Origin of the sequence: Streptomyces sp. WZ.A104, from assembly GCF_002382885.1 — a bacterium.
Classification (GTDB): Bacteria; Actinomycetota; Actinomycetes; order Streptomycetales; family Streptomycetaceae; genus Streptomyces.
The window spans coordinates 33,047-55,740 of record NZ_NWVL01000007.1 but is presented as its reverse complement, the minus strand read 5'-3'; the positions used below and the strand labels follow the sequence as shown (position 1 = coordinate 55,740).

26 protein-coding genes and 1 pseudogene are annotated in these 22,694 nt (G+C 69.4%); 15 read left to right on the top strand and 12 right to left on the bottom strand.

What is annotated here, in order from left to right; translation table 11 throughout:
- The first annotated feature begins 94 nt into the window (after positions 1–94).
- Both CIB93_RS05485 and CIB93_RS37395 read left to right on the top strand, forming a co-directional pair.
- Entirely contained in the window at positions 95–934 is an 840-nt protein-coding gene (locus CIB93_RS05485; protein WP_096624651.1) for a helix-turn-helix transcriptional regulator, read from the top strand.
- A 362-nt stretch (positions 935–1,296) separates the two neighbouring features.
- Positions 1,297–1,533 carry a hypothetical protein gene (locus CIB93_RS37395; RefSeq protein WP_143659996.1) on the top strand — a complete coding sequence of 79 codons (237 nt, stop codon included), beginning with the start codon at positions 1,297–1,299 and terminating at the stop codon, positions 1,531–1,533.
- Between the two features lie 590 nt (positions 1,534–2,123).
- On the opposite strand, the gene CIB93_RS05480 is transcribed toward CIB93_RS37395, so the two are convergent.
- Positions 2,124–2,399, bottom strand: coding sequence for a hypothetical protein (locus tag CIB93_RS05480; protein WP_306454803.1), 276 nt, complete (start codon positions 2,397–2,399; stop codon positions 2,124–2,126).
- Positions 2,400–2,605: 206 nt separating this feature from the next.
- Here CIB93_RS05480 and CIB93_RS05475 point away from each other — a divergent pair, with 206 nt between their 5' ends.
- From CIB93_RS05475 to CIB93_RS05445, 7 genes are all read left to right on the top strand, one after another.
- Positions 2,606–3,079: a MauE/DoxX family redox-associated membrane protein gene (locus CIB93_RS05475; RefSeq protein WP_096624647.1), complete on the top strand. Its 474-nt coding sequence runs from the start codon at positions 2,606–2,608 to the stop codon at positions 3,077–3,079.
- Positions 3,076–4,668: a radical SAM protein gene (locus CIB93_RS05470; RefSeq protein ID WP_257002037.1), complete on the top strand. Its 1,593-nt coding sequence runs from the start codon at positions 3,076–3,078 to the stop codon at positions 4,666–4,668. Before CIB93_RS05475 ends, CIB93_RS05470 begins: the two co-directional genes overlap by 4 nt.
- A 12-nt stretch (positions 4,669–4,680) precedes the next feature.
- Complete coding sequence (locus CIB93_RS05465; protein WP_096624645.1) at positions 4,681–5,490, top strand: class I SAM-dependent methyltransferase; 810 nt, start codon at positions 4,681–4,683, stop codon at positions 5,488–5,490.
- 83 nt (positions 5,491–5,573) lie between these two features.
- Entirely contained in the window at positions 5,574–6,056 is a 483-nt protein-coding gene (locus tag CIB93_RS05460) for a hypothetical protein (protein ID WP_096624643.1), read from the top strand.
- 86 nt (positions 6,057–6,142) lie between these two features.
- A complete protein-coding gene (locus tag CIB93_RS05455; protein ID WP_096624641.1) occupies positions 6,143–6,964 on the top strand; it encodes a Crp/Fnr family transcriptional regulator in 822 nt (273 codons plus the stop codon).
- A gap of 88 nt (positions 6,965–7,052) precedes the next feature.
- Positions 7,053–7,640, top strand: coding sequence for a redoxin domain-containing protein (locus tag CIB93_RS05450; RefSeq protein ID WP_096624639.1), 588 nt, complete (start codon positions 7,053–7,055; stop codon positions 7,638–7,640).
- A gap of 6 nt (positions 7,641–7,646) precedes the next feature.
- A complete protein-coding gene (locus tag CIB93_RS05445) occupies positions 7,647–8,510 on the top strand; it encodes a cytochrome c biogenesis CcdA family protein (RefSeq protein ID WP_096624637.1) in 864 nt (287 codons plus the stop codon).
- Positions 8,511–8,540: 30 nt separating this feature from the next.
- Here CIB93_RS05445 and CIB93_RS05440 read toward each other — a convergent pair whose 3' ends face one another.
- The 3 genes from CIB93_RS05440 to CIB93_RS05430 are packed head-to-tail and all read right to left on the bottom strand — an operon-like array spanning position 8,541 to position 10,545.
- Complete coding sequence (locus tag CIB93_RS05440) at positions 8,541–8,726, bottom strand: hypothetical protein (RefSeq protein WP_096624635.1); 186 nt, start codon at positions 8,724–8,726, stop codon at positions 8,541–8,543.
- Positions 8,723–9,703: a hypothetical protein gene (locus tag CIB93_RS05435; RefSeq protein WP_096624633.1), complete on the bottom strand. Its 981-nt coding sequence runs from the start codon at positions 9,701–9,703 to the stop codon at positions 8,723–8,725. Before CIB93_RS05435 ends, CIB93_RS05440 begins: the two co-directional genes overlap by 4 nt.
- Complete coding sequence (locus CIB93_RS05430; RefSeq protein WP_096624631.1) at positions 9,703–10,545, bottom strand: hypothetical protein; 843 nt, start codon at positions 10,543–10,545, stop codon at positions 9,703–9,705. The genes CIB93_RS05435 and CIB93_RS05430 overlap by 1 nt, the downstream gene beginning before the upstream one ends.
- 443 nt (positions 10,546–10,988) lie before the next feature.
- Here CIB93_RS05430 and CIB93_RS05425 point away from each other — a divergent pair, with 443 nt between their 5' ends.
- The gene (locus CIB93_RS05425) at positions 10,989–11,756 is read left to right on the top strand and encodes a class I SAM-dependent methyltransferase (protein ID WP_096624629.1); all 768 of its coding nucleotides are present in this window, start codon (positions 10,989–10,991) and stop codon (positions 11,754–11,756) included.
- 77 nt (positions 11,757–11,833) lie between these two features.
- Here the strand turns inward: CIB93_RS05425 and CIB93_RS05420 are convergent, their stop codons facing one another.
- Positions 11,834–13,438, bottom strand: coding sequence for an ABC-F family ATP-binding cassette domain-containing protein (locus tag CIB93_RS05420; RefSeq protein ID WP_179499983.1), 1,605 nt, complete (start codon positions 13,436–13,438; stop codon positions 11,834–11,836).
- A 690-nt stretch (positions 13,439–14,128) separates the two neighbouring features.
- On the opposite strand from CIB93_RS05420, the gene CIB93_RS05415 reads away from it, so the two are divergent.
- Complete coding sequence (locus CIB93_RS05415) at positions 14,129–14,584, top strand: STAS domain-containing protein (protein WP_096624625.1); 456 nt, start codon at positions 14,129–14,131, stop codon at positions 14,582–14,584.
- On the opposite strand, the gene CIB93_RS05410 is transcribed toward CIB93_RS05415, so the two are convergent.
- The 4 genes from CIB93_RS05410 to CIB93_RS05400 all read right to left on the bottom strand — a co-directional run bounded on the left by CIB93_RS05410 (position 14,535) and on the right by CIB93_RS05400 (position 16,995).
- Positions 14,535–14,735 carry a cold-shock protein gene (locus CIB93_RS05410; protein ID WP_096624826.1) on the bottom strand — a complete coding sequence of 67 codons (201 nt, stop codon included), beginning with the start codon at positions 14,733–14,735 and terminating at the stop codon, positions 14,535–14,537. The genes CIB93_RS05415 and CIB93_RS05410 overlap by 50 nt on opposite strands.
- A gap of 472 nt (positions 14,736–15,207) precedes the next feature.
- Positions 15,208–15,375, bottom strand: coding sequence for a hypothetical protein (locus tag CIB93_RS37730; RefSeq protein WP_179499981.1), 168 nt, complete (start codon positions 15,373–15,375; stop codon positions 15,208–15,210).
- Positions 15,376–15,979: 604 nt separating this feature from the next.
- Positions 15,980–16,417, bottom strand: a complete 438-nt coding sequence (locus CIB93_RS05405) for a PRC-barrel domain-containing protein (RefSeq protein ID WP_096624623.1) — start codon at positions 16,415–16,417, stop codon at positions 15,980–15,982.
- Entirely contained in the window at positions 16,417–16,995 is a 579-nt protein-coding gene (locus CIB93_RS05400; protein ID WP_096624621.1) for a PRC-barrel domain-containing protein, read from the bottom strand. Before CIB93_RS05400 ends, CIB93_RS05405 begins: the two co-directional genes overlap by 1 nt.
- Positions 16,996–17,440: 445 nt before the next feature.
- On the opposite strand from CIB93_RS05400, the gene CIB93_RS05395 reads away from it, so the two are divergent.
- Together CIB93_RS05395 and CIB93_RS38655 are read left to right on the top strand one after the other, a co-directional pair.
- On the top strand, positions 17,441–18,649 hold the full coding sequence (locus CIB93_RS05395) for a VanZ family protein (protein ID WP_096624619.1): 1,209 nt from the start codon (positions 17,441–17,443) through the stop codon (positions 18,647–18,649).
- Positions 18,642–18,874, top strand: a pseudogene (locus CIB93_RS38655) (transposase); the annotation flags it as partial. The gene CIB93_RS05395 and the pseudogene CIB93_RS38655, both read left to right, overlap by 8 nt.
- Before the next feature lie 143 nt (positions 18,875–19,017).
- Here the strand turns inward: CIB93_RS38655 and CIB93_RS05385 are convergent.
- The gene (locus tag CIB93_RS05385; RefSeq protein ID WP_096624617.1) at positions 19,018–19,944 is read right to left on the bottom strand and encodes a universal stress protein; all 927 of its coding nucleotides are present in this window, start codon (positions 19,942–19,944) and stop codon (positions 19,018–19,020) included.
- Between the two features lie 302 nt (positions 19,945–20,246).
- Positions 20,247–20,783: a hypothetical protein gene (locus CIB93_RS05380; RefSeq protein ID WP_143659995.1), complete on the bottom strand. Its 537-nt coding sequence runs from the start codon at positions 20,781–20,783 to the stop codon at positions 20,247–20,249.
- A 524-nt stretch (positions 20,784–21,307) separates the two neighbouring features.
- On the opposite strand from CIB93_RS05380, the gene CIB93_RS37725 reads away from it, so the two are divergent.
- Both CIB93_RS37725 and CIB93_RS05375 read left to right on the top strand, forming a co-directional pair.
- On the top strand, positions 21,308–21,478 hold the full coding sequence (locus CIB93_RS37725; RefSeq protein ID WP_179499980.1) for a hypothetical protein: 171 nt from the start codon (positions 21,308–21,310) through the stop codon (positions 21,476–21,478).
- 61 nt (positions 21,479–21,539) lie between these two features.
- Entirely contained in the window at positions 21,540–22,031 is a 492-nt protein-coding gene (locus tag CIB93_RS05375) for an Asp23/Gls24 family envelope stress response protein (RefSeq protein WP_373558713.1), read from the top strand.
- Positions 22,032–22,096: 65 nt separating this feature from the next.
- Here the strand turns inward: CIB93_RS05375 and CIB93_RS05370 are convergent, their stop codons facing one another.
- Positions 22,097–22,666 carry an SRPBCC family protein gene (locus CIB93_RS05370; RefSeq protein WP_096624611.1) on the bottom strand — a complete coding sequence of 190 codons (570 nt, stop codon included), beginning with the start codon at positions 22,664–22,666 and terminating at the stop codon, positions 22,097–22,099.
- Between the last annotated feature and the right edge of the window lie 28 nt (positions 22,667–22,694).

Genomic DNA, 22,694 nt, shown 5'->3' with positions numbered 1-22,694 from the left:
AGCCGACATACAGTCATAAACTGTTGCATATGGTGCGTTTGGTGCTGCGCGGGCTGTTCCACGGCTTCGTGCTCAGGACTGCACACTGGGCCGCATGCCTACCTCATCCAGCATCACCGAAGCCCGTCTAGCGCTTGGTCAGCGTCTACGCCGACTGCGCGAGGACAACGGGCTCACGGCAGCGGAGTTAGCACGCAGGTGTGGGTGGGACCGGGCGAAGTGCAGCCGGATTGAGAACGGCCGGGCTCCAGCGTCGCCCGAGACGATCCGGGCCTGGGCGCAGGCATGCAGAGCCGAGTCCGAGGCAGAGGACCTCATTGAAGCGGCCCGCAGCATCGAGGTCATGTACGTCGAGTGGCGGTCGATGGAAGGCAGAGGGCTGCGGCCGGCACAAGATCTGGTACGGCCGTTGTGGGCAAGGACGAAAGACTTCAAGTCCTACTCGCAGAACTTGATTCCCGGTCCGCTGCAGACCGAGGAATACACCCGGACCGTCCTCACAGCCATCCGTGAACGCCGTCGACTCACCGACGACGTCGAGGAGGCCGTGGCCTCTCGGGTGGAAAAGCAGAAGGTGCTGAACGACCCGGCCAAGAAGTTCGCCTTCGTCCTGGAGGAGACCGTCCTCTACAGACGGGTCGGGCAGCCGGGCGTGATGGCCGAGCAACTCGGCCATCTCGTCAAGGCCGCAGTCCTGCCCAACGTGCTCATCGGCATCATCCCGCGCACCACCGACCGCACTCTCATGCCGCCCGTCGAAGACTTCTGGATCTTCGATGAGCGGCAGGTCAACGTGGAACTCGTCTCCGCGTACCTGACGGTAAAGCAGAAGCATGAGGTCAATCTCTACCTCGATGACTTCAGACGCCTGACCGAACTGGCCGTGCACGGCGGCCCCGTCTTCAACCTCATCGCCGACGCTCTGCGCTTCTGAACGCCGAATCGGTGGGGCCCGACCGTGCCGGGCCCCGCCGGCTCCCGGCAGAAGGCAGAAGCCCCATGGAATCACAGCACCACCGCCCGAGGCCCACCATGCCAAGAGCCGAGGACGACACCCTTCATCCCTACGCCCGACGACGCACCGCCAACGTGCTCGCCGTCGTGGTAGCGGGCTTGGCCTCCATCGTCCTGGTGGCGTCTGGATCCCTCACCACAACCACACCACGGGTTCCCCGAGAAGACCCGGCGGCAGGCGCCTACCGACAGTTTCTGGACGACGTTCCCAACTCCCGCCCCAGCGGCGAAGTAGTGGTGGACTCCGGAACCTCGAAAGCAGGTCTCCCCGTTTCCTTACAGGTGCCACCTGGAACGGCCCCCCGGACCCGCCGCATCATCTACCGCTGCCACGCTCAGGGCTCGGCCGCCCCCACCGGATACACCGCCGAGGGAACCCGGCACCGCTTTCCTCATACCCCGTGCGGCCCCACCATCGCCTCCCTCGATCCCGCCGGGTACACGACCGTCATTCTCAGCATCAGCGACGACCAGGCCATCGTGCTATGGGCGATCGCAACGACCCAGGACAAGTCGTGAGCCTCCCTCAAGGTTGTCCGGCATCAGCTTGACTCTGACGGAGACTGCCCGGAGAACGGTGGACCTGGCGGACAGAGACAGCCATACGCTGCCGCTGACCAGCGGAGATCACTGTTCGGAGAGATTACTTCCACCGTTTTCCGGGCACTCTCGGCACTGTGACCGCCGCAGGTGCGCCGATGGCTGCGCTCGGCGAGCTCCTGGACGAGGTCGCCTCCCACGGCCACCAGGACCTGGATGCCGCAGTCGGGCGAGCTTGCCAGCCTGCCGGTGTCCGCCGAGGGCTTGGCCGCCCAGCTCCTTCATCCCGCTCCAGGACCGCGATCGTACGCCGTGTACCGGCCAGCGCGGCCAGGGTCACCACCACGGAGTCGGGGGTGGCGTCGAACGCGTCGTTCACGACCCTCAGGCCGTCGGGCCGGGCCGGCACCCGCATGCGGCACTTCGAGCCAGAAAGACAACACGTACAGAACTCCCTCTGGTGCAGCGTCCCCGGCAGCACGACTCAGCGCCACCGGCCAGGTCTCCTCAGAGCGGGGGATCCCCAGCGTGTCCCGCGCCGACCATGCCGAGGTCCTGCCTCCAGGGCTTCATCCGGCCGCACATTCGGCACGCCGCCCTCGTTGCCGGGACCAGCGCCAGACGCCGACGACCACATCGGCGGCGAACAGGACGATCGCGATGATCAGCAGGTAGCCCAGCCCGGCGACCGTGGCATCGATGATCCCCAGGACGAACGCGGCGATGATCAGAAGCAGGAAGACAACCATGCCGCGAACCTCCCATCGGGCCGAACCCTGGACTGCCGACGACGCGCGGCGCCGCTCCTCACCGGGCCTGCCAAACAGACCGGTGCTGTTGCGCACACCTTTGATTCTGCTTCGCAAGGCGCGGGTACGCCCCTGGGAGCCGCCAGGGCTCTCCCGACAGTTCGGGGCCTGCCCTCCTGCAACGGAGCCCGCAGCCCTCGGACGAGGAACAGCTCGGTCCGTCCGGCAGGATTCGGTAGCTGCCCGGCTACGGTGAGCGCCGCTCCATACCCGGGGCCGCTTTCACCCGTAGCGTGGTGGGCATGGTGCTGCGACTGGTTCTGGGAACGCTCTACGCGGCGATGGCGGCCGGGCAGCTCGCCTCTTTCGACGCCATGCCCGGCATTCTCGGCGCGTACGGGCTGGTGGACGGGCCTGCCGCGACCGCGCTCACCGTGCTACTGATCGCGGGAGAGCTGGCGTGTGCAGCGTGGTTCCTGGCCCGGCCGCGCTCGACGGCCATCGCCCCGGTGTGGGTGTTCACCAGCGTGTCCGTGATCTGGAGCGCGCTGGCGGTACAGGCGTTCGCCCGGGGCCTCACGGTCGTCAACTGCGGCTGCTTCGGCGTCTACCTGTCCCAGCGGCTCTCCTGGTTCGTACTGGCACAGGACGCCCTCCTCCTGCTGTACGCGGCCCTGCTGCTGCGCGGTGTCCGCCGCGCCCGGCCGGCACCAGCGATCACCGCTCACCACAGTGGCGACGCAGCACACCACGCAGGGAAGGGACACACCCGATGACGGCGGACGAGGGCACGCAGCCCGTGCAGGAAGAAGCGGTCCCGCAGGCGGGGCTCCGGGTCAAGCAGGACCGGGACGAGGTGTTCGTGGAGTTCACCAAGTCGATCTGCCCACTGTGCAAGACCCCGGTCGACGCACAGGTCAACATCCGCGACGACAAGGTGTACCTGCGTAAACGCTGCCGCGAGCACGGGGAGTTCGAGGCCCTCGTCTACGGGGACGCGGAGGAGTACCTGTCCTCGGCCCGGTTCAACAAGCCCGGCACGATCCCGCTGGTCTTCCAGACAGAGGTGAAGGACGGCTGCCCGTCGGACTGCGGGCTGTGCCCGGAGCACAAGCAGCACGCCTGCCTGGGAATCATCGAGGTCAACACCGGCTGCAACCTGGACTGCCCGATCTGCTTCGCCGACTCCGGACACCAGAGCGACGGCTACTCCATCACGCATGAGCAGTGCGAGCGGATGCTGGATGCCTTCGTCGCCTCGGAGGGGGAGGCGGAGGTGGTGATGTTCTCCGGCGGAGAGCCGACCATCCACAAGCACATCCTCGACTTCATCGACCTCGCCCAGGCCCGCCCCATCCGGAACGTCAACCTCAACACCAACGGCATCCGCCTCGCCACCGACAAGAAGTTCGTCGCCGAACTCGGCAAGCGCAACCAGACCCCGGGCAGGTCGGTGAACGTCTACCTCCAGTTCGACGGCTTCGACGAGCGCACGCACCTGGAGATCCGGGGCCGGGACCTGCGCACGTTCAAACAGAAGGCGCTGGACAACTGCGCCGAGGCCGGGCTGACCGTCACCCTGGTCGCCGCCGTCGAGCGCGGCCTGAACGAGCACGAGCTCGGCGACATCGTCGAGTACGGCATCGATCACCCGGCCGTTCGGTCGGTGGCCTTCCAGCCCGTCACCCACTCCGGCCGGCACGTGGCCTTCGACCCTCTGAACCGGCTCACCAACCCCGACGTCATCAAGCTCATCAACGCCCAACGCCCGCAGTGGTTCGCCAAGGGCGACTTCTTCCCCGTCCCCTGCTGCTTCCCCACCTGCCGCTCCATTACCTACCTCCTCGTGGACGGCGAACCGGGCAACCGCACGATCGTGCCGATCCCAAGGCTGCTGAACGTCGAGGACTACCTCGATTACGTCACCAACCGCGTCATGCCCGACGCCGGGATCCGCGAGGCCCTGGAGAAGCTGTGGTCCGCGTCCGCGTTCATGGGCACCGCCACAACGGAGGAGAAGCTGCGGGCCACCGCCGAGGCGCTGGACTGCGCGGACGCCTGCGGCATCGACCTGCCCGAGACCGTGAAGCAGCTGAACGACAAGGCGTTCATGATCGTCGTGCAGGACTTCCAGGACCCCTACACCCTCAACGTCAAACAGCTGATGAAGTGCTGTGTCGAGGAGATCACCCCCGACGGACGCCTCATCCCCTTCTGCGCCTACAACTCCGTCGGCTACCGCGAACAGGTCCGCGCCCAGATGTCCGGCGTCCCCGTCGCCCAGGTAGCCCCCAATGCCCTGCCCCTCGCCGACCGGCTCACCACCACCCCCTACGGCTCAAAGACGACCTGCACCGAGGACTGAGGAGGCCCGGCCGTGAACCGTGAGGAGATCAAAGCGTGCTGCGCGGACGCCTACGCGATGGACATCGTCGCGATGCTGCTCGGCGACTCCTACCATCCCGGCGGCACCGCACTGACCCGCCGCCTCGCCGACCGCCTCGCCCTCGCCCCCGGCGGGCGGGTCCTCGACGTGGCCTCAGGCCGCGGCACCACTGCGCTCCTGCTCGCCGACGCCTACCAGGTGCGAGCCGACGGTGTCGACTACGCGCCCGCCAACACCGCCCTCGCCCAGGGAGCCGCCGAAGCCGCAGGGCTCACCGACCGGGCCGCCTTCACCACCGGCGACGCAGAGCACCTGCCCTACGACGACGGCATCTTCGACGCGGTGGTGAGCGAGTGCGCCCTGTGCACCTTCCCCGACAAAGCCCGGGCCGCCGCCGAGTTCGCCCGCAACCTGCGGCCCGGAGGCCGGGTCGGCATCACCGACGTCACCGCCACACCCGGCCGCCTGCCGCCTGAGCTGTCCACGCTCGGCGCGCGCATCGCCTGCATCGCCGACGCCCGCCCTATTCAGGCGTACGCCGAGATCCTGGCCGCCGCCGGTCTGCGCATCCTGGTCACCGAGCGGCATGACGAGGCGATGCTCCGCATGATCGACCAGATCCAGGCCCGCCTCAGCCTGCTGCGCATCACCGCCCCCGACCACCTGGCCGACGCCGGCGTGGACCTGGACGCCGCCCCGGCCGTGCTGGAGGCGGCCCGCACAGCCGTCACCGACGGCGTCCTCGGCTACGCCCTGCTGACCGCCGTGAAACCATCCGGCGGTCTACCCACGGGTACGTAACCGCGCTCACATACCCGCGCTGTCCACGGCTTCTAGCATCAGCGACAAGTAGGACGTGTTGCCGATCGAGGAGGACGATCATCATGGCCACCACCATGCAGGCATCGTCGAGGATGGCCGCGATCCCCGTACACGCGATGTGGGGTGCCGCGGCCGGGCTGGTAGGCGGCGTCGGGATGGGCATCTGGATGTCGGTGTCCCGGCCGACGATGGACACCGCGATGATCACCATGGTCGCGGGTCTCCTCGGCTCCACGAACGCCTTCGCCGGCTGGCTGATCCACCTCTCGATCGCCACCTTCGCGGGCATCACCTTCGGCGTGGTGCTGGGCCAGTTCGCCCAGCGCCTGGCCCCCGCCGTCGTCCTGGGCCTGCTCTACGGCGCCGCGTGGTGGGTGCTGGGCGCGCTGTGGATCATGCCCGCCAACATGGGCATGCCGGTATTCCAGTGGAACGACGTCACCGCCTCCAGCCTCGGCGCCCACCTCGTCTTCGGCCTGCTCGCCGGAGCGACGTTCGCGGGCATCGCCCAGGCCATGGGCAAGCGCACCGGCCCGGCCCGATGAACCCCAAGGCTCCCACGCCGGCCTCCCCCGCCGCCGCCCCTGCGCCGGGCGCGGCGCCGCGCCGCATGCCCGGCGACAGTCGTGCGGTGCCCTACTGTCTGCTCAGCAGCGCCGAGGCGCTGGCCAGCCCGGTGTGGGGTGCCGCACCTCCGCCGTGGGCGCCGGGACGACGCGAGGAGACACGCCACATGGACCACACCGCGACCGGCGACGAGGGAGCGGAGCGGACCTGGTGCCTGGCCGAGGTCGACATCTTCTGCGACCTGTCCGAGTCGGATATGGAAGCCATCGCCGCCGCGGCACCGATGAAGACCTACCAGGCCGGCGAGATCCTGTACTCGCCCACCCAGCCGTCCGAGGTGTTGTTCATCCTCAAGAAGGGCCAGGTCCGCGTCTTCCGTCTCTCCGCCGACGGCCGCGCTCTGACGACCGCGATCATCTCCCCGGGCACCATCTTCGGCGAGATGGTCCTGCTCGGACAGCACATGTACGACAACTACGCCGAAGCCCTCGACGACACCATCGTGTGCGTGATGAGCCACGCGGACGTGCACCGGCTGCTGCTGACCGACGCCCGCATCGCCGCCCGCATCACCGCGATTCTCGGCCGGCGCCTCGCCGAACTGGAGCAACGGCTGTCCGACAGCGTGTTCAAGACCGTCGCCCAGCGCATCGCCACCACCCTGACCACCCTGACCAGTGCCCAGCCTCCCACCGGACCGCTGCGGCCGGTCGGACGCCACCCGCAGATCGCCCTCACCCACGAACAGCTCGCCGCCCTCGCCGGCACGTCCCGCGAAACCTGCACCAAGGTCCTGCGTGATTACGCCGACCGCGGCCTGCTGCGCCTCGCCCGCGGTCGCATCACCGTCCTCGACCTCAACCAGCTCAAGGACGCCGCGGGCTGACGTCACCGAACCGTAAGACCACCACCCCCCACAAGGCAGGCACGCTGGATCTACAGTCACACTCATCCCGAGCACACAGGAGCCCTCCATGCGCGCCCGCACCGTCCTCCCAGCAGCCCTCGCCGCCGCCCTCATCACCCTGACGGGATGCGGATCCGGCAGCGGCTCCGACGACGCGGCAGCAGGCACCTCCCCCTCGAACGCTTCGTCCCCGGCACAGCCGCCCGCCTCACCCGATGCGGGCGACAGCACAACCACCAAGCCCGCGGTGCCGCAGGCGCTGCAGTTCACCGCGACCACGGTGGATGGCAAGCCCTTCGACGCCGCAACGCTGGCGGGCAAGCCGACCGTGCTTTGGTTCTGGGCGCCCTGGTGCCCCAAGTGCAAGGCGCAGGCCGCCGAGACCGCGAAGGTGGCCGCCGACTACGAGGGCCGGGTCAACGTCGTCGGCGTCGCGGGGCTGGACAAGAACGCCGCCATGAAGGACTTCGTCGCCGACACCACGACCGGCGGATTCCCGCAGCTGTCGGACGAGAAGGGCGAGGCCTGGAAGCGGTTCGAGGTCACCGAGCAGAGCCGCTACGTCATCCTCGACAAGGACGGCAAGACCGTCTACGAGGGAGTCTTGCCCGGGGGCAAGGGGCTGGCCGAGAAGGTCGCCGGACTGACCGGCTGAACCACGATGTCCGACCTCCCCCTCGCGCTCGCGCTCACCGCGGGCATCCTCGCCGCCGTCAACCCGTGCGGCTTCGCCCTGCTTCCCGCTTATCTCTCCCTGCTCGTCCTCGGCGACGACAGCCCCACCCGCGCCGTCGCCGTCGGCCGGGCCCTGACCGCGACCGCCTCGATCACCGTCGGCTTCGCCACCCTGTTCGGGATATTCGGCCTGGCGATCCAGCCCATCGCCGGACAGGTCCAGGAACACCTGCCCTGGTTCACCATCACCTTCGGCATCTTCATCGCCCTGGCCGGAGCCTGGCTGCTGGCCGGACGCCAGCTGCCCGCCCTGATGCCGAAAGTCCGACGGGCACCCAAGGTGACCCGCACCGTCCCCTCGATGGCCCTGTTCGGCATGGCCTACGCCACCGCCTCACTCGGCTGCACCATCGCCCCGTTCCTCGCCATCGTCGTCTCCGCCTTCCGCAGCGGCTCCACGGGCGAGGGAATCATCCTGTTCGCCGCGTACGCGGCCGGCATGGGACTGATCGTCGGCGTCGCCTCCGTGACCGTCGCCCTCACCCGCAGCACCGCCGTCGGCCACCTGCGCCGCGCCGGCGCACTCGCGCCCAGGATCGGCGGCGGACTCCTCCTCCTCGTCGGCGCGTACGTCGCCTACTACGGCTGGTACGAAATCCGCGTCCAGCGCGGCCCCGCCACCACCGGCCCCGTCATCGACGGAGCCGGCGCCGTCCAGCGCGTCCTCGCCGACACCCTCGATTCCGCCGGACCCGCCGTCATCGCCGGACTCCTTGCCGCCCTGCTCCTGACGGCCTGGGCGATCCGCCGCAGGCGGACACGCCGGCCCTCCCGCCCCGAGCAGGGCTGATTCATTGCGCGGTCCTGGCCGGCGCCGCACCTACCGGGGCAGCGGGCCCGCCCCGCACACCGCACGCCGCAGGCGGCTGCCGTCAGGGATGCCGGTACCACGGGAGATGTCCGTGTAGGACAGTTCACGGCCCGCGTTGGGCCCGAGCCACAGCAGGACGTCGATGGCGTCCTGCTCCAGCTGGGAGGGAGTGTCTCTGTCGCGTTTGGGGCTCACCGGAGCTTCTTCTCGCTCTCGTCCAGGAACGCTTGCAGAGCGTCGTCGTTCAGCGCCGTGTAGGGGCCGGCGGCCAGGTCGCGGATGAAGGCGAGGGCAGCCTCCGACGCGGTGCACAGGTCAGTGATGGCCCGACTGCGGTCGCCGGTGAACTCCACCTGGTGACGCTGCAACAGCGACAAAGCCCGCAGCGTCGCGAGGCGGACCTCGGTCATCTCGGTGAAGACCTGGAGAGCCACGTCGGGTTCGGACTGTTCCCGCGACGTGATGCGGACCGCCCGCTCGGCTTCCTCGGCTTCCGCCTCCCGCACCTGATGACCTGGGGCCGCTTCTTCCACATCCTCCGCGCGGTCGCCTGCCTCGGTCGCCTGTCGGGCTGCTGCACGGTCTTCGAAGTCCGCCCGTGCTTCGCGCCGTTCGAACTCCGCCAACGCTTCCTGGGCGACGGCACGGGTATCCGCGTCGGCCAGGATCGCCGTCTTCAGAGCCTTCGGCCGCTGAGCCACATAGACAGGGGAGCCCGGCTTGATCCCGGCCCGCTCGGCTTCCTGCTCGATCGCCTGCCGTCGCTCGCCGTTCATGCGGGTCTCGTAGCTGCGGTAGTAGCCGTGCTCGCCGAAGAACGGGGCCTCCTCCTCGTCCGGCAGGTCGACATGGACGCCGGGCGTGAGGTCGCTCACCGGCGGGACGATGCCGTCTGCGGCCGCCCGCTTCCAGGCTTCGTGAAAGGCCATGACCCGTTTGTGGCTCGTGTGCGACCGGCGGGCGAACTCCCGCGCGCTGACGCGCCGGATAACGGTTCGGTCGAACCGTTTCGTGGACGCCTGATCGAATCCGACACCGTGACCTTCGTCGGGCTCGACGCGGCGGGCGATCAGGAGTGCCCGGGCCCAGCCGCCTTTGCGGTCGTGGGTGGCGAACTCCTCGATATCGGCGTTGAGGCGATCCTCGCCATCGTCTGCTGCGGACGGCTCCATCACACACCCACCAGATCGCGGGTCTCGGTCCGGTTGTCAGCGGCAGCCGACTGGTCGTCGAGGACCCTGACCCTGATCCACGTGGCGAGGACATCCAGGGTCCCCAGCGCTTCCTTGCAGGCGGCCCTCTGCTCGTTGGTGAAGGCCAGCGAGGCGGAAGGCGGGTAGCGGCTCATGAACGCGGCCCCCTGGTCACTGAGCCGCACCAGGTCCCGGGCCACGACCGCGGCCCTGTCGGGCTTCCCGCCACCGCACTCGGGACCGCGGGTCTCGCGGTCCCGGCGACGCTTTTGGTCCATGACCCGCTTCAGAGCGTTGTGCACCTCCGTCTTCTTCTCCACCAGGTCCCGGAGAGCCTGATCACGCTCCTGGGGTGCGAGGGAGGCGAGATAGTCCGCCAAGGATGTGTTGCTGGAGGGGTCCAACAAGTCCTGCAAGGCAGGACCGATGCCCAGCGCTCGGCGGTACCGGGGAGCGCTGATGCGGCCGGTCCCGGCCTCGCTCGTTTCGCGCAGCAGCCTGCGCAGGGTGCTGTAGTCCTCGTCGTACGGCTTGCCGGAGGGCGCCAGACGGGCCCCTTCGCGAAGCGCGCTGTAGCTGACATGGACGCCGCTGTCGGCCACGAGCCGCCGCACGGGCGGGGTGCACATGCGGGCGGTGTGCCGGTACTGCCGGGCCGTCTTGGGGCTCAGGCCGATCTCGTCGCAGTACCGGTCGAAAGCGCTGTCCTGGCCGCCCGGGGCCGTGACGGCCAGCAGCTTGTCGCCGATGACGAGGCGGTTCTCGCAGCCCTCGTTCATCAGCCGGCGGCCCTCGCGCACGTCCTGGTCTGTGTAGCTCATACGGATCTCATTGAACCGACAGAATGAGCGCACAGAGTAATCGGGTGAATGCGTACCGTTTGATCTTCCAAGATGCCTTGCGCTGTGCCGTGTTGACGCTCACCGGCTCTGATCAGCGTGATTGGAACGTCAAGTCGGGCCGGGCTGCACCGGCGTCAGCGACGGTGAGGAGGCCACGGGGATCAATGTCGAGGTCGACACCGAACCCGCAAGACCCGGCCCCGGGTACCGACTGCTGAGGGCGCGGTGTCCGCAGCGCACGTAAGCCGGTCTGCGGGCTCCGGCAGTGGACCACTTCCTCACTGGCCACCCCTGCTGGCCCGGCAAGGGAGGCGGCACCGGGCCGTGAGCAGACGAGCGCAGGCGAAATGCCCTTCCCGGCCTGCCAGTTGAGTCCGAAATGGTATTTGCCTTTTGTGGAGTTTGGGGCTGATGATGTCGTTATGTCACGAACTTTCGAGGAACTTGCAGACGAGGCAGGCGCTGTCTCGGTGGATGGCTGGGATTTCTCCTGGCTGGTGGGGCGGGCTACCGAGGAGCGCCCGTCGTGGGGCTATCAGCGGCTGATGAGTGGGCGGCTGGCGTCCGCATCATCAGCTCTCGACATCCAGACCGGTGGTGGGGAGGTGCTGGCAGGGGCGGCGAAGTTCCCGCCGGCCATGGCCGCCACGGAGTCCTGGCCACCGAACGTGGCCAAGGCCACAGAGCTGCTGCACCCGCGCGGCGTGGTGGTCGTCGCGGACCCGGACGAGCCGCCGCTGCCCTTCGCGGATGCGGCGTTCGACCTGGTCACCAGCCGCCACCCGGCGACGGTGTGGTGGGCGGAGATCGCCCGGGTGCTCAAGCCCGGTGGCACGTATTTCGCGCAGCATGTCGGACCGGAGACCGTCTTCGAGCTGACCGAGGTCTTCCTCGGCCCGCTCGGTGAGGAGGTGCGCCGCAAGCGCCACCCAGATGAGGAGACGGCGCAGGCGCGGGCGGCAGGGCTGGAGATCGCGGACCTTCGTACGGAGCGGCTGCGGATGGAGTTCTTCGACATCGGGGCGGTCATCTACTTTCTGCGCAAGGTGATCTGGACGGTCCCCGGGTTCACCGTCGAGGGGCACCGCGACCGGCTGCGTGAACTCCACGAAAAGATCGAGGCCGAGGGTCCGTTCGTCGCCCACTCCTGCCGCACGCTCATCGAGGCACGCAAGCCCCGGCACACCTGACGCGCGCACCGGCCCGCGGATCAGCTGCCTTGGCTGATGCCGCGGACCGATGCGTTGCGCTGCCGGCCGGTCCGCTCTCAGGCGAGGGCGACCAGGTCCCGGTATTCCTCGCTCCACAGGTCCTCTTCCGCGTCCGGGAGGAGCAGGACGCGGTCGGGGTGCAGGGCGTCGAGGGCGCCTTCGTCGTGGGTGACCATGACGATGGCGCCCGGGTAGGTGTCCACCGCGGCCAGGACCTCGTGGCGGGAGGCGGGGTCGAGGTTGTTGGTGGGCTCGTCCAGCAGGAGCACGTTCGCACCGCTGTGGACCAGACCCGCCAGGGCAAGGCGGGTCTTCTCCCCGCCGGAGAGCACTCCGGCGCGCTTGTCGGCGTCGTCCCCGGTGAACAGGAATGCCCCGAGCACCCGGCGTACCTCGCCGTCGGTGAGGTGGGGTGCGGCGGCGGCCAGGTTCTCCCGGACCGTGCGAGTGGCATCGAGGGTCTCGTGCTCCTGGGCGAAGTAGCCCAGGCGCAGGCCATGCCCGTGCACCACCCGCCCGCTGTCGGGCCTTTCCTGACCGGCCAGCAGGCGCAGCAGGGTGGTCTTGCCGGCGCCGTTCAGGCCGAGGATCACCAGCCGGCTGCCCCGGTCGACGGCCAGGTCCACGCTGGTCAGCACCCGGTGGTCGCCGTAGGTCTTGGTCAGGCTGACGGCTGCGAGGGGGGTCCGTCCGCACGGGGCGGGTTCCGGGAGCCGGATCCTGGCGACCTTGTCCGTACGCCGCGCGGGCTCCAGTTCCGAGAGCATGCGCTCGGCACGGCGGGCCATGTTCTTCGCGACGACGGCCGTGGCCACCCGGGCCCGCATCTTGTCCGCCTGGGCGTGCAGGCTCGCCGCCTTGCGCTCGGCGTTGGCCCGCTCGCGGGTGCGGCTCCGCTCGTCGGTCTCCCGCTGGGTGAGGTAGGCGTGCCAGCCGGTGTTGTGCACGTCGATCGTCGTGCGTTGCGCGTCGAGGTGCAGGACCCGGTTGACGGTGTCGGCCAGCAGCGCGGTGTCGTGGCTGATGACCACCAGGCCGCTCTGGTGGCCGGACAGGAAGGTGCGCAGCCACGCTACGGAGTCGGCGTCGAGATGGTTGGTCGGCTCGTCCAGCAGCAGTGTGCCGTGGTGGCCGGCGAAGAGGATACGGGCCAGCTCGACGCGACGCCGCTGACCGCCGGACAGGTCGCCGACCGGCTGGTCCATGACCCGTGCCGGCAGGCCGAGCCCTGCGGCCACCCGGGCCGCCTCGGCCTCGGCCGCGTAACCGCCGCGGGTCTGGAACTCCGTCTCGGCGCGGACGTAGGAGCCCATGGCCCGTTCCTGCGCGGCCGCGTCCGTCGTGCAGGCCATCGCCGCCTCGGCCCTGCGCAGGGCACGGACGGCCAGATCAAGGTCCCGGGCGGACAGGATCCGGTCGGTGACGGTGGCACCGGGGTCGGCCGCGCGGGAGTCCTGCGACAGGTACCCGACCGGCGAGGAGTGCGTGACGGTTCCCGCGGCAGGCTTCGCCCGGCCGGCCAGGACGTTCATCAGGGTGGTCTTGCCCGCACCGTTACGCCCGACCAGACCGATGCGGTCGCCGGGGGCGACGGTGAAGGAGATGTCGGACAGCAGCAGACGGGCGCCTGCGCGCACATCGACACCACGAATGGTGATCAAAAGGTAACGCTCCGAGACAGCAGAAGGACACACGAGTGACGTGGAAGCGGGTCCTTGAGCTAAGAAACTCGGGGCGTAGACATGCCCTCAGAATACCTAAACCCCTCACCAGGCGCATTTCCGTTACGCACCTGCCGCCACGGCAGGGCTTCGTCTGCGGACACCACTCCGGAGCGCGCTGACCCGCCACTGTCGCGCACACGCCCGTAGCCGGTGACATCGGGGGCCTCATCAGCCCAGCACCTCGGCCACGCATGCCGGCACCACGGAACCGCTCCTCGAGATGCCGGTCGGGGGCAGGGCGACGGCAGCCGTTGAGAGACCTGGGCGCTCTGGGCGTTGAGGACCCAGGCTCGCTCGCCCATACCTCCACTGCGGACCGCGCTGCTTGACTCATCCGCCGGCCGGCTCGCGCCCGCTACAGCAGGGTCTGCAGCCGCTCGCCGTCCCCGACCGCGCCAAGCGCTCCGCCCGGTGACGGCTGGAGGTCACCGATCAAGGCTCCTTCACAAGGCCGAGAACCGGCTGGTCCTACTCTCCTGCCCTCACTGCCCCTTGTTGCCGCTCCCATTCTCCGGGTGCTCATCGGGCCGGATCGTGTCGGGCTGAGGCCGCAGCCGGTCGCCGAGTCACCATGTGGACATCGCGTCACCAGGGGCGTTCCCTGGAAGCAGAAGCCCGTGTCGGCACATGAGAGAGGGCACCGTGCTCGAGTCGTTCCGCGTGGAAGTCCGGCCCCGGACTCCCGGTTGCTGTGACGTGTCCGTGGCCGGGGACCTGGACGTGGTCGCGGTCGAGGAACTGCGCCACGTCCTCCAGCAGGCCGTGATGACCTACCCGTGCACGGTCGTCGACCTGGGCGGTGTCCGGTTCTGCGACTGCACCGGCCTCAGTGCCCTGCTGTCCGCCCGTCACCGCGCGAAGGAACACGGCACCGAGTTGCGGCTGCGGGCGGTGCCACCTGCCGTGGCCCGGCTGCTGCGGCTGACCCACACCAGCGACGCGTTCACCATCGAGCCCGCCGGCCGTCCCGGCAGCCCGCCATCGCAGCGGACAGCGACCGGGTACACCGCAGCGGCCGCTGGGCCGGGGCAGATCAGATCATGGTCACGGCGCTCGCCTGGGGGCCCTTCGGGCCCTGCGTGACCTCGTACTCGACGCGCTGATTGTCGTCCAGGCTGCGGTAGCCGCTGCCCTGGATCTCGGAGTAGTGAACGAAGAGGTCCGGCCCGGAGTCCTGCTGGATGAAGCCGAACCCTTTCTCCCCGTTGAACCACTTCACGGTGCCCTGCGCCACGTCTCGCTCCTGTCCCGAACCGGTGTCAGCGACGCCATTGTCACCGCACGGATGGCCGCGTACGGCGGGCGACACGCGTGGCATCGTCGGTACAACAGCCTGGACCACCGAGAGCGGGACGATGCCCGGCCAGCCCAGCAGACGCGTGCCACCACTGCCGGAGATCCGGACCTGCAGCCCGCGAACGCTGGTCTCCCGCCACTCCTGCCCCTCATACACCATCGCCTCAGGATGTGCCGCACACGGCCATGACAGCCGAGGGACACACCGAGACACCGGCGTCTGGTCAAGTCGCCCTCGCGCCAGCATTGCGCGATCGAGGACCTGCCGTCGAGGCTGGCTGCCTGGCCCGATCTACGCATCCCTGTGATTGGCTCAGCCAGCAGCCCGCCACCCGCTCGCGGTTCACCCGGCACGCCGCTGCGTCCTCGCCCTCAATGGGCAGGGCGTCGCGGCAATCCCTACTGATCGGCTATGCGCGCTGCACGTTGACCACCGAGGACGTCAGCGGGTGAGGGTACTCGGTCATCGGCAGGGCTGGTGAGGTGTGCTTCCTCGCAGAGTCGGGCAGGTACGGCAGCACGGTGTGCCACCGCAACGCGAAGCAGCCGATGGCATCGACCACCCGCAAAGGCGACATGCCCTTGTGTGGGGGGGCGCGGTCTCTGCGGAACGAAACCTTGTCCCCACACTCGTGCTGTTCCTCGCCCCGGGCGGCTTCACGCGTATGGCGGGACGGCAGACGCTGAAGGCAGTGAACGAGAAGGCCGAATTATCTGGTTGACCTTCGGCACCGCCTTGCCGGCCGTCGCTCTCGTACCCGTGTTCGGCGGCGGACTCCTTCTTCTCGGGGCGTCCGTCGCCTACGACGGGTGGTACGAATTCCGTCTCCGGCACGACCCGATCGCCATCGTTTTCGTCATGGAGGGAGCCGGTGGTGTCCAGTTATGTTCTCGTCGGCGTCCTGGACAGCGCCGGACCTGCCGTCCTTCGCCGGGTTCCTGGACGCTCTGGTTGTGATAGTCCGGGATATCCACCGTTGGCGAGCACGGATCCAGAACCGACAGGTGCCCGTACTCGGCTTCCACGACCGTGGTGCTTCGACCGTGACCACCGAGGCGCACATGGAGGTCTGGGTGCAGGCAGCGCCCTCGCCGGGCCTGTGCGGCCCCATGCCGATGGTGGCCTGCTGCCCCGCTGCCGTTGTCGGCGCGGAGCCGCGGTGGAGACAGCGGCAGTGGCGGTCAGCCGGTCCGGATCATGAGGGCGTAGGAGCCCACCGCGATCAGCCGGTCTCCGGGGATGTCGTCCGCGGTCAGGTGGATCCTGGTGATCAGGCCGGTCTCCGGGTCGAAGGCGATGTCCTTGACCGTGCCCGCCGGTTCGCCTCGGTCGGTGAGCACGCGCCTGCCGGGCAGGTCGTGCGAGAGGGCTGCCAGCTGGGTCATCCTCTCGTCGCCGGGGTGCGGGGTCTTCGCTCCGTGGGCGATCACGGCGTCGTGGCCGACCGCCTGGACAGCGTCCCAGTCGAGGTACGGGCCCAGTGAGCTGCTCTTGGTCAGGCAGATGGCCGCGACGCGGGCGGCGGGCGCCGAGTCGATGACGATTCCCGTCACGGTGGCGAGGCTGACGGCGTCGGTGGCACTGACCACCTTCATACCGCGGATCTGTGACAGCAGCATCACGCCTCCTGGAGCCGGGCGCGGAACCCCTGCAGGGCCGTGGCGAATCCGGGGAGTTCTTCGGTGATGAACTCCGAGGCCGCGGCCGGAACGAGGAGCAGTTCGTCCGATACGGCCATGGTTGCAGGCAGAGGAACGAAGACGGGGCGCTGGTGGTGGCCCAGCGCTTCGGTGGAGGTGATGCGGCAGCCGACGACCCGCGCGGAAGGCTGGGTGGACATGGTCACCCCGATCACGACGTCGATGACTTTGCCCAGGTCCGTGCCCACGTCGGTCAGCAGCCGGGCTCCCAGGACGTCTCCGCCGCCGGCCCGGTCGCGGTCCGTCACGACAGACGCCTGCTCGAACACCGTCTCGTCACGGATCACCACGGCATGGCTGCCCAGCGCGGTGACGCCCGACCAGGGCAGCGCGTGCCCGAGCGGCCCGGAGAACAGCCCGCACCCGTTGAGCGTGAACCCCGTCAGACACCCTTCTGCGCCGTCGAACACGATGTCCTTGACCTGTGCCACGACTTCTCCTGCCAGCGTCACGACGGGCCGCTTGACTATCTCGCTCGCCAGCATCAGGGAGGTCATTTCACACTCCCGCTCCCGGGCTTCCCGCGGCGCAGGGCGATCACCGCGCCGCGCCGTCGCCGCGCCTGCACCCCCAGAACCGAGCCTGTGCACGCCACCGCCGCCAGTCCTGCCCCTGCCAGCCACACCCACCACTGCACTGTGCACCCCTCTCCATCGAACAACGCGCACAGCCGGCAAGCGCCGCCACACCCACCCTCTACCCGCCCAACCAGCCTTCCAAGCAGGAGACTTCAGCATGTTGCCGAAGCTGAAGACGTGGCCCCTGCGGGCCGCCCGTCCACCGATTCTTCCGGCGTCGCCGGACCCGGGACCGCCTATCCTGGGTGCCGTGTCACGAGCCCGGCTCGTGGGCTGTTCTGAGGCCGCCCCCTGAACCCGATCGCTCCTGCCGCTCCATCAGTCATCCGTCCAGCGGCGCAGGGCGTCGCGGAAAGTGCGTGCCGTGTTCCGTACGTATCTCCTGCCCGTCGAGGCGGCGGTGACCTGGTTCCCTCTGCTGGCCGCGGTCATCATGGTGCCGGTCGCGGTCCATGGATACCGCCGACGCGGCCGGGCCGGCGGCTGGCCCGTTCTCGTCCTCTACAGCTTCGTCTTCTACCTGCTCGCCGCGCTGCTGCAGACCGTGATGCCCCTGCCAGCCGACACCGACGCGCACTGCGCCACCATCCGCTACGCCGAGACTCCGCAGCTCGAACCTTTCACCTTCCAGACCAGGATCTCCACCGCGGCGGCCGGCGACTGGTCCCCGGCCGCCCTGGCCACCGTGCGGCCGGCCTGGACCACGCTCCTCAACTTCATGCTCCTCCTTCCCCTCGGCGTCTACCTGCGCTACTACCTGCGCCGCGGCATCGTCTCCACCACCGCACTCGCCTTCGCGACCTCCCTGTTCTTCGAGACCACCCAGTACACCGGACTCTGGTTCGTCTACGCCTGCCCCTACCGCCAGTTCAACGTGGACGACCTCACCCTCAACACCACCGGAGCCCTGTGCGGCTGGCTGCTCGCCGGGCCCCTCACCCACCTGCTCCCCGTCAACGACCCCGACCGCGAACGCACCCGCTACGGCACCCGCGTCACCCTCACCCGCCGCGCCCTGGCCTTCCTTGCCGACCTCACCGGCTGGCTCATCACCTGGACCCTGACCACCGGCCTGCTCGCACTCACCACCGACTGGCCCACCGGCCGCCACTACGCCCTGCCCGCCGGCGCCGCACTCGGCCTCCTCTGGTTCTGGCTGCTGCCCGCACTCCTCGCGACCACCCCCGGCAAACACCTCCTGCTGCTCCGCCTCACCCGCCCGGCCGGGGGTGCCCCCGGCCCGCTGCGCCTGACGGTGCGCTCCTTCCTCCTGTACTCGCCCCTCGCGCTGGCCTGGCTCGCCCTGGCCCACCACACCACCACCCTGACCCTGCCGCCGCCGATCGGCCCCGTACTCCCGCTCCTGGCCGCCTCCGCCGCCCTCGTCATGTGGGGCTCTCCTCCCCTCGCACGCCTGCTACGGCGTGACAGGCACGCACCCCACGAACGCTGGTCCGGAGCCGTCAACCTCGCACTACCCGGAAGAGGAGACGACGTCCTCAAACCGGCCCCCCATCTCAGCGAGAAGCAGCCCGCTCCTCGGGTAGGTACGGGCAGCGCTCCGGGTGACTGATCCCCGGCCTCTCCGGGGTGAGTTCTGCTCCTGTCTGACCAGGCGTGCGGGTGCGCTGTTAGAACTCGCGGACGCGGTGTTGTGCGCTGGCGGTCCGGTCGCTGGTGGAACTGTCGCTGTTGGCTGAACACCGTCGCGGGCACGGCGGCCTCTATGACGCCCTGGCCGCGGGCCGGGTCGATGTGGCCCGGCTGCGGCGGGCCCCTGGCGGCGGTGCCGTGTCCGGACAGTGGCGCGAGGTGTGGCTTCGGTGGGTATCCGGCGTGCCGTACCCAGGCCCGGCCGGATTCAGGTTCCGCCGTTTGTCCTGCATGATCTTTCCTCGGGCACGGTGGGTGGCCGTCGGCTCCTTCCGTCCGGGGCCGGGGTCAGTGCTCGTTCCCGGGCGGGTTCCCGGTCGTGGTTGTCTCCTTGCCCGTGCAGGGCATGATCTGTACGGGGCAGTGGGCGTGGTGCAGCAGGGCGTGGACGACGTGTCCGAGGCCGAGCCGCGGAACGGTCAGCCTTTTGTGGTTCCCGACGATCAGCAGGTCCGTGCCCCGGCTGGCCTCGACGAGCCCGGCTGCTACCGACCGGGCAGTGATCACCTCGGTGCTCACGGTCAGACCGGCTCCCTCCTCCCGGAGCCTGGCGGCAAGCCCGGCCAGCAGTTGTTGGCCCGGTCCTTCGAATCGTCCGGCCTCCTCCGGCGGAGCGTGACGGATACCGGATCGCGTCAGCGTGCTCCGCACATGCAGCAACTGCAGGGCGCCTGCGCGTGCCCGCGCTTCCCGCGCGGCCTGGGCAACCCATTGCGCGTCTCGTTCATCCGCGACCGCGGCCACGACCGGCATTCCGTCCTCACGCGTGGTTCTGCCCCGCACCACGACCACGGGCAGGTTGCTGCCGGCGGCAGCACCGAGACCCACCGATCCAAGGAGGAGAGGACCGAATCCGCCGCTGCCCCTGCTGCCGACCACGACGGTGTCGCCCGGCCGGGCAACCGTGTGGAGCGCGTGAACCGGCCTTTCACGTCTCAGTGCGAGCGCGACGTCCAGTCCGGGAAAGCGGTGCTCTATCTGCCCTGCGAGCTCCTGCAGCAGCTCGCGACCGTGCTGCAGGATGTGCTGCGACGTCTCGAACGAGGCAAATCGATCCAAGCGGTCCAGGTCAGCGGCGTGGACGAGGCAGAGCCCCTGCTGATGGCGGAGGGCGTCGGCGGCCCCCCAGAGCGCGGCGGTCCTGGCGTGCTCCGAACCGTCCACGCCCACGACCGTCCTCGGCGCTTCACCGCCACCCGGCGTGTCGTTACGCATCGTGGCTCCTCGTGCAGTGCCTCCGTGTACATTCTCGGCCTGTTCCCCGTCGGAAGCGACGGGGAACAGGCCCGCCGCGGCGCCGGTATCCGGGACTGGGCGAGGCCAGGGCCGTTCACCGCGGTTCCGGCGTGCGGATCGAACGGCGCCGCGCGAACGGCGTCACGGCCACCGGACAGCCGTGGTCGTGCTTCCACCCGGCGGTGGTGCGGGGCCACGGCACGCGGCGTTCACCCGGAGATCGCCCTGCGCTCCACCCCACCGCCCGCTCCGGCGCTCGCCCAGCAGCACCGGCCTGCGGCTCAGCGGGTGCGGCGTGTGCGACCCCAGCCGAGGAAGAACGGAACAAGGAACAGCCCGAAAACCAAGGGATGGGCAAGGAGCTCCAGGACCTGGTTGGGGCCCTTGGAGTCGGTGAAGAAGGGGAAGGCCGTGCGGCCCAGGACCTGGAAGTTCACCAGGTACAGCACCACTCCGTAGACCAGCGCCGTCATGGTCAGCAAGAGCGGGCCGCGCAGCATCGGCACGAGCCACAACAGGAGAGCGAATCCGATACCGAAGCTCATCGACAGGGCCAGATGGGTGACCAGCCCGATCACCAGATTCTCCGGCGACGGCACGGGCAGGTCGGAGCCGTGGAAGATGGTGGAGATCGCCCAGAACGGTCCGACCGCCGGGTTTCCCTGACTGACGGCGTACCACATGTTCGCCAGGATGAAGGCCGCCCCGGCGAACAACCCGCCCGCCACTCCCCGGGTCAGGGCCCCGGACAGGTCACCAGAAGCAAGTGGTGCGACAGACCTCGCCGACGACGAGCTGTCGCTCTGATTGCGCTGCATGACAGGTTGCCCCATTCCGGCCGGAGACACGGTCACCCCTCACGATGAACCCCCACCGGTCAGCCCGCACCTGAAGTACAGGGCCCGCCGGCCGGCGAGGCGTATGTGAAGCTGCTCTCGCCCCCTCGGACCTGACGGGCTCGAAAGGTGGCCCGCAACCGGGACCGCGGTCGGTCGTTGAACCCGGCGTCAGTGAAGTGCACAGAAGTCCCGGGACCCTGTCATGGCTCCGGGGCTTCTTTGCGCTCTTTGACGTCAGGCCCGATGTGCGTAGGCGCGCTCCTCGCGCTTGCCCCGCCACGTAGAGCGTTCCCAGCACCATGCCCGACACGCTGCGGGCGAGGGCGGCCCCAGTTGTGTAACGGCACTCACCGCGAGGAGCCGTGCCGGTCCGGGCGGCGTACTCGCGCCGTGCGAGGCAGAATCAAACATGTGCGCAACAGTGTCGGACTGCCCGGAAGCGGCGGATGATGGGTGGCACGCGTGATCGAGGGTCCGGCTCAGCCCGATGGGAGGTTCGCGGCATGGTCGCTTTCCTGCTTCTGATCATCATCGCGTTCGTCCTGGGGATCATCGGCGCCACGGTCGCCGGGCTGGGCTACCTGCTGATCATCGCGATCGTGCTGTTCGCCGCCGATGTGGTCGTCGGCGCCTGGCGCTGGTCCCGGCAACGAGGGCGGCGCTCCCTGCACTGACCGTGTTCCGAAGCGGGCCGGCCCTCAGGGCCGGGGCCCTGAGGTAAGGAGGTGGCTCCTGGTGACGGAGTCGACCGGCAGCACATCCAAGACCACGCCCGACGCCTCCCGCCCGTCCAAGGCATCCCGGCTCCCGGAGCCGGAATTGGGGCCGGACGCGGCACCGGCTGCCCGCGGCAGGACCACGATCGCCGACGGTGTCGTGGCGAAGATCGCCGGAATGGCCGCCCGCGAAGTCCCCGGCATCCACGCCTTGGGCGGCGGAATGGCCCGCACCATGGGCGCGGTACGTGACATGGTCCCCGGCGGCGGTACCAGCGTCACCCGCGGGGTGAAGGTCGAGGTCGGTGAGCGGCAGAGCGCCATCGACCTCTCCCTGGTCGTGGAATACGGGTATGCCATCACCGATGTTGCCGCCGAGGTCCGCGAGAACGTCATCGCCGCCGTGGAGCGGATGACCGGACTCGAAGTCGTGGAGGTCAACATCGCTGTCAACGATGTCCACCTGCCGGACGAAGACGACCACGAGGAACCCGAAGGACGGGTGCAGTAGGCCGGCGGCCCAGTATTCCCGGCGCCTCCCGGCGGGTGGGCGCCATGCCTGCCCGAGGGCGTGGGCTACCGGTGGGCGGCCCTGCGTTCGGCTTCCGTTTTGACCGCGGCGAGTGATGCGGCGACCGTCGTCTCCCAGCGGGCGGCCACCTTCGCGCCCCACCAGGTTCCGGCCCGCCACAGGTCCGTGCCGAGTTCTCCCTCGTACACCAGTTGGGTGCCGCCCGCCCGCTCGGTCAGGACGAAGGCTTCGACCACGTGTGGGACCGGGCCGCGCACTAGACGGAAGTCGATACGGCCGTGCGGGGTGAACCGGACGGTCTCCACCGTCGTCGCCATCAGCCGGCCGCCCGCCAGCGGGGTGAAGTGGGCGGCCAAGACCATGTCGCTGCCCCGCTCCAGCACCCGCACCTTCTCCCGCATCGCCCGGGTGGTACGCCCCAGATACGGCTGGGCGATCACCTCGAAGACCACGTCCTGGGGCGCCTCGATGTCCACGGTCTGCGGCCCCAGTGGGCGTGTGCGCCGGCCTACGCCCAGATCCACCGGCAGCGCCCCGCTCACCAGCCCCAGATATCCGGCCGCCACACCACCGCCTGCCGCTGCCACGAGGGCCAGCCGCCCCAGCCATGCCATACGCACGTCCCTTCCTCGCCGTCCCTGG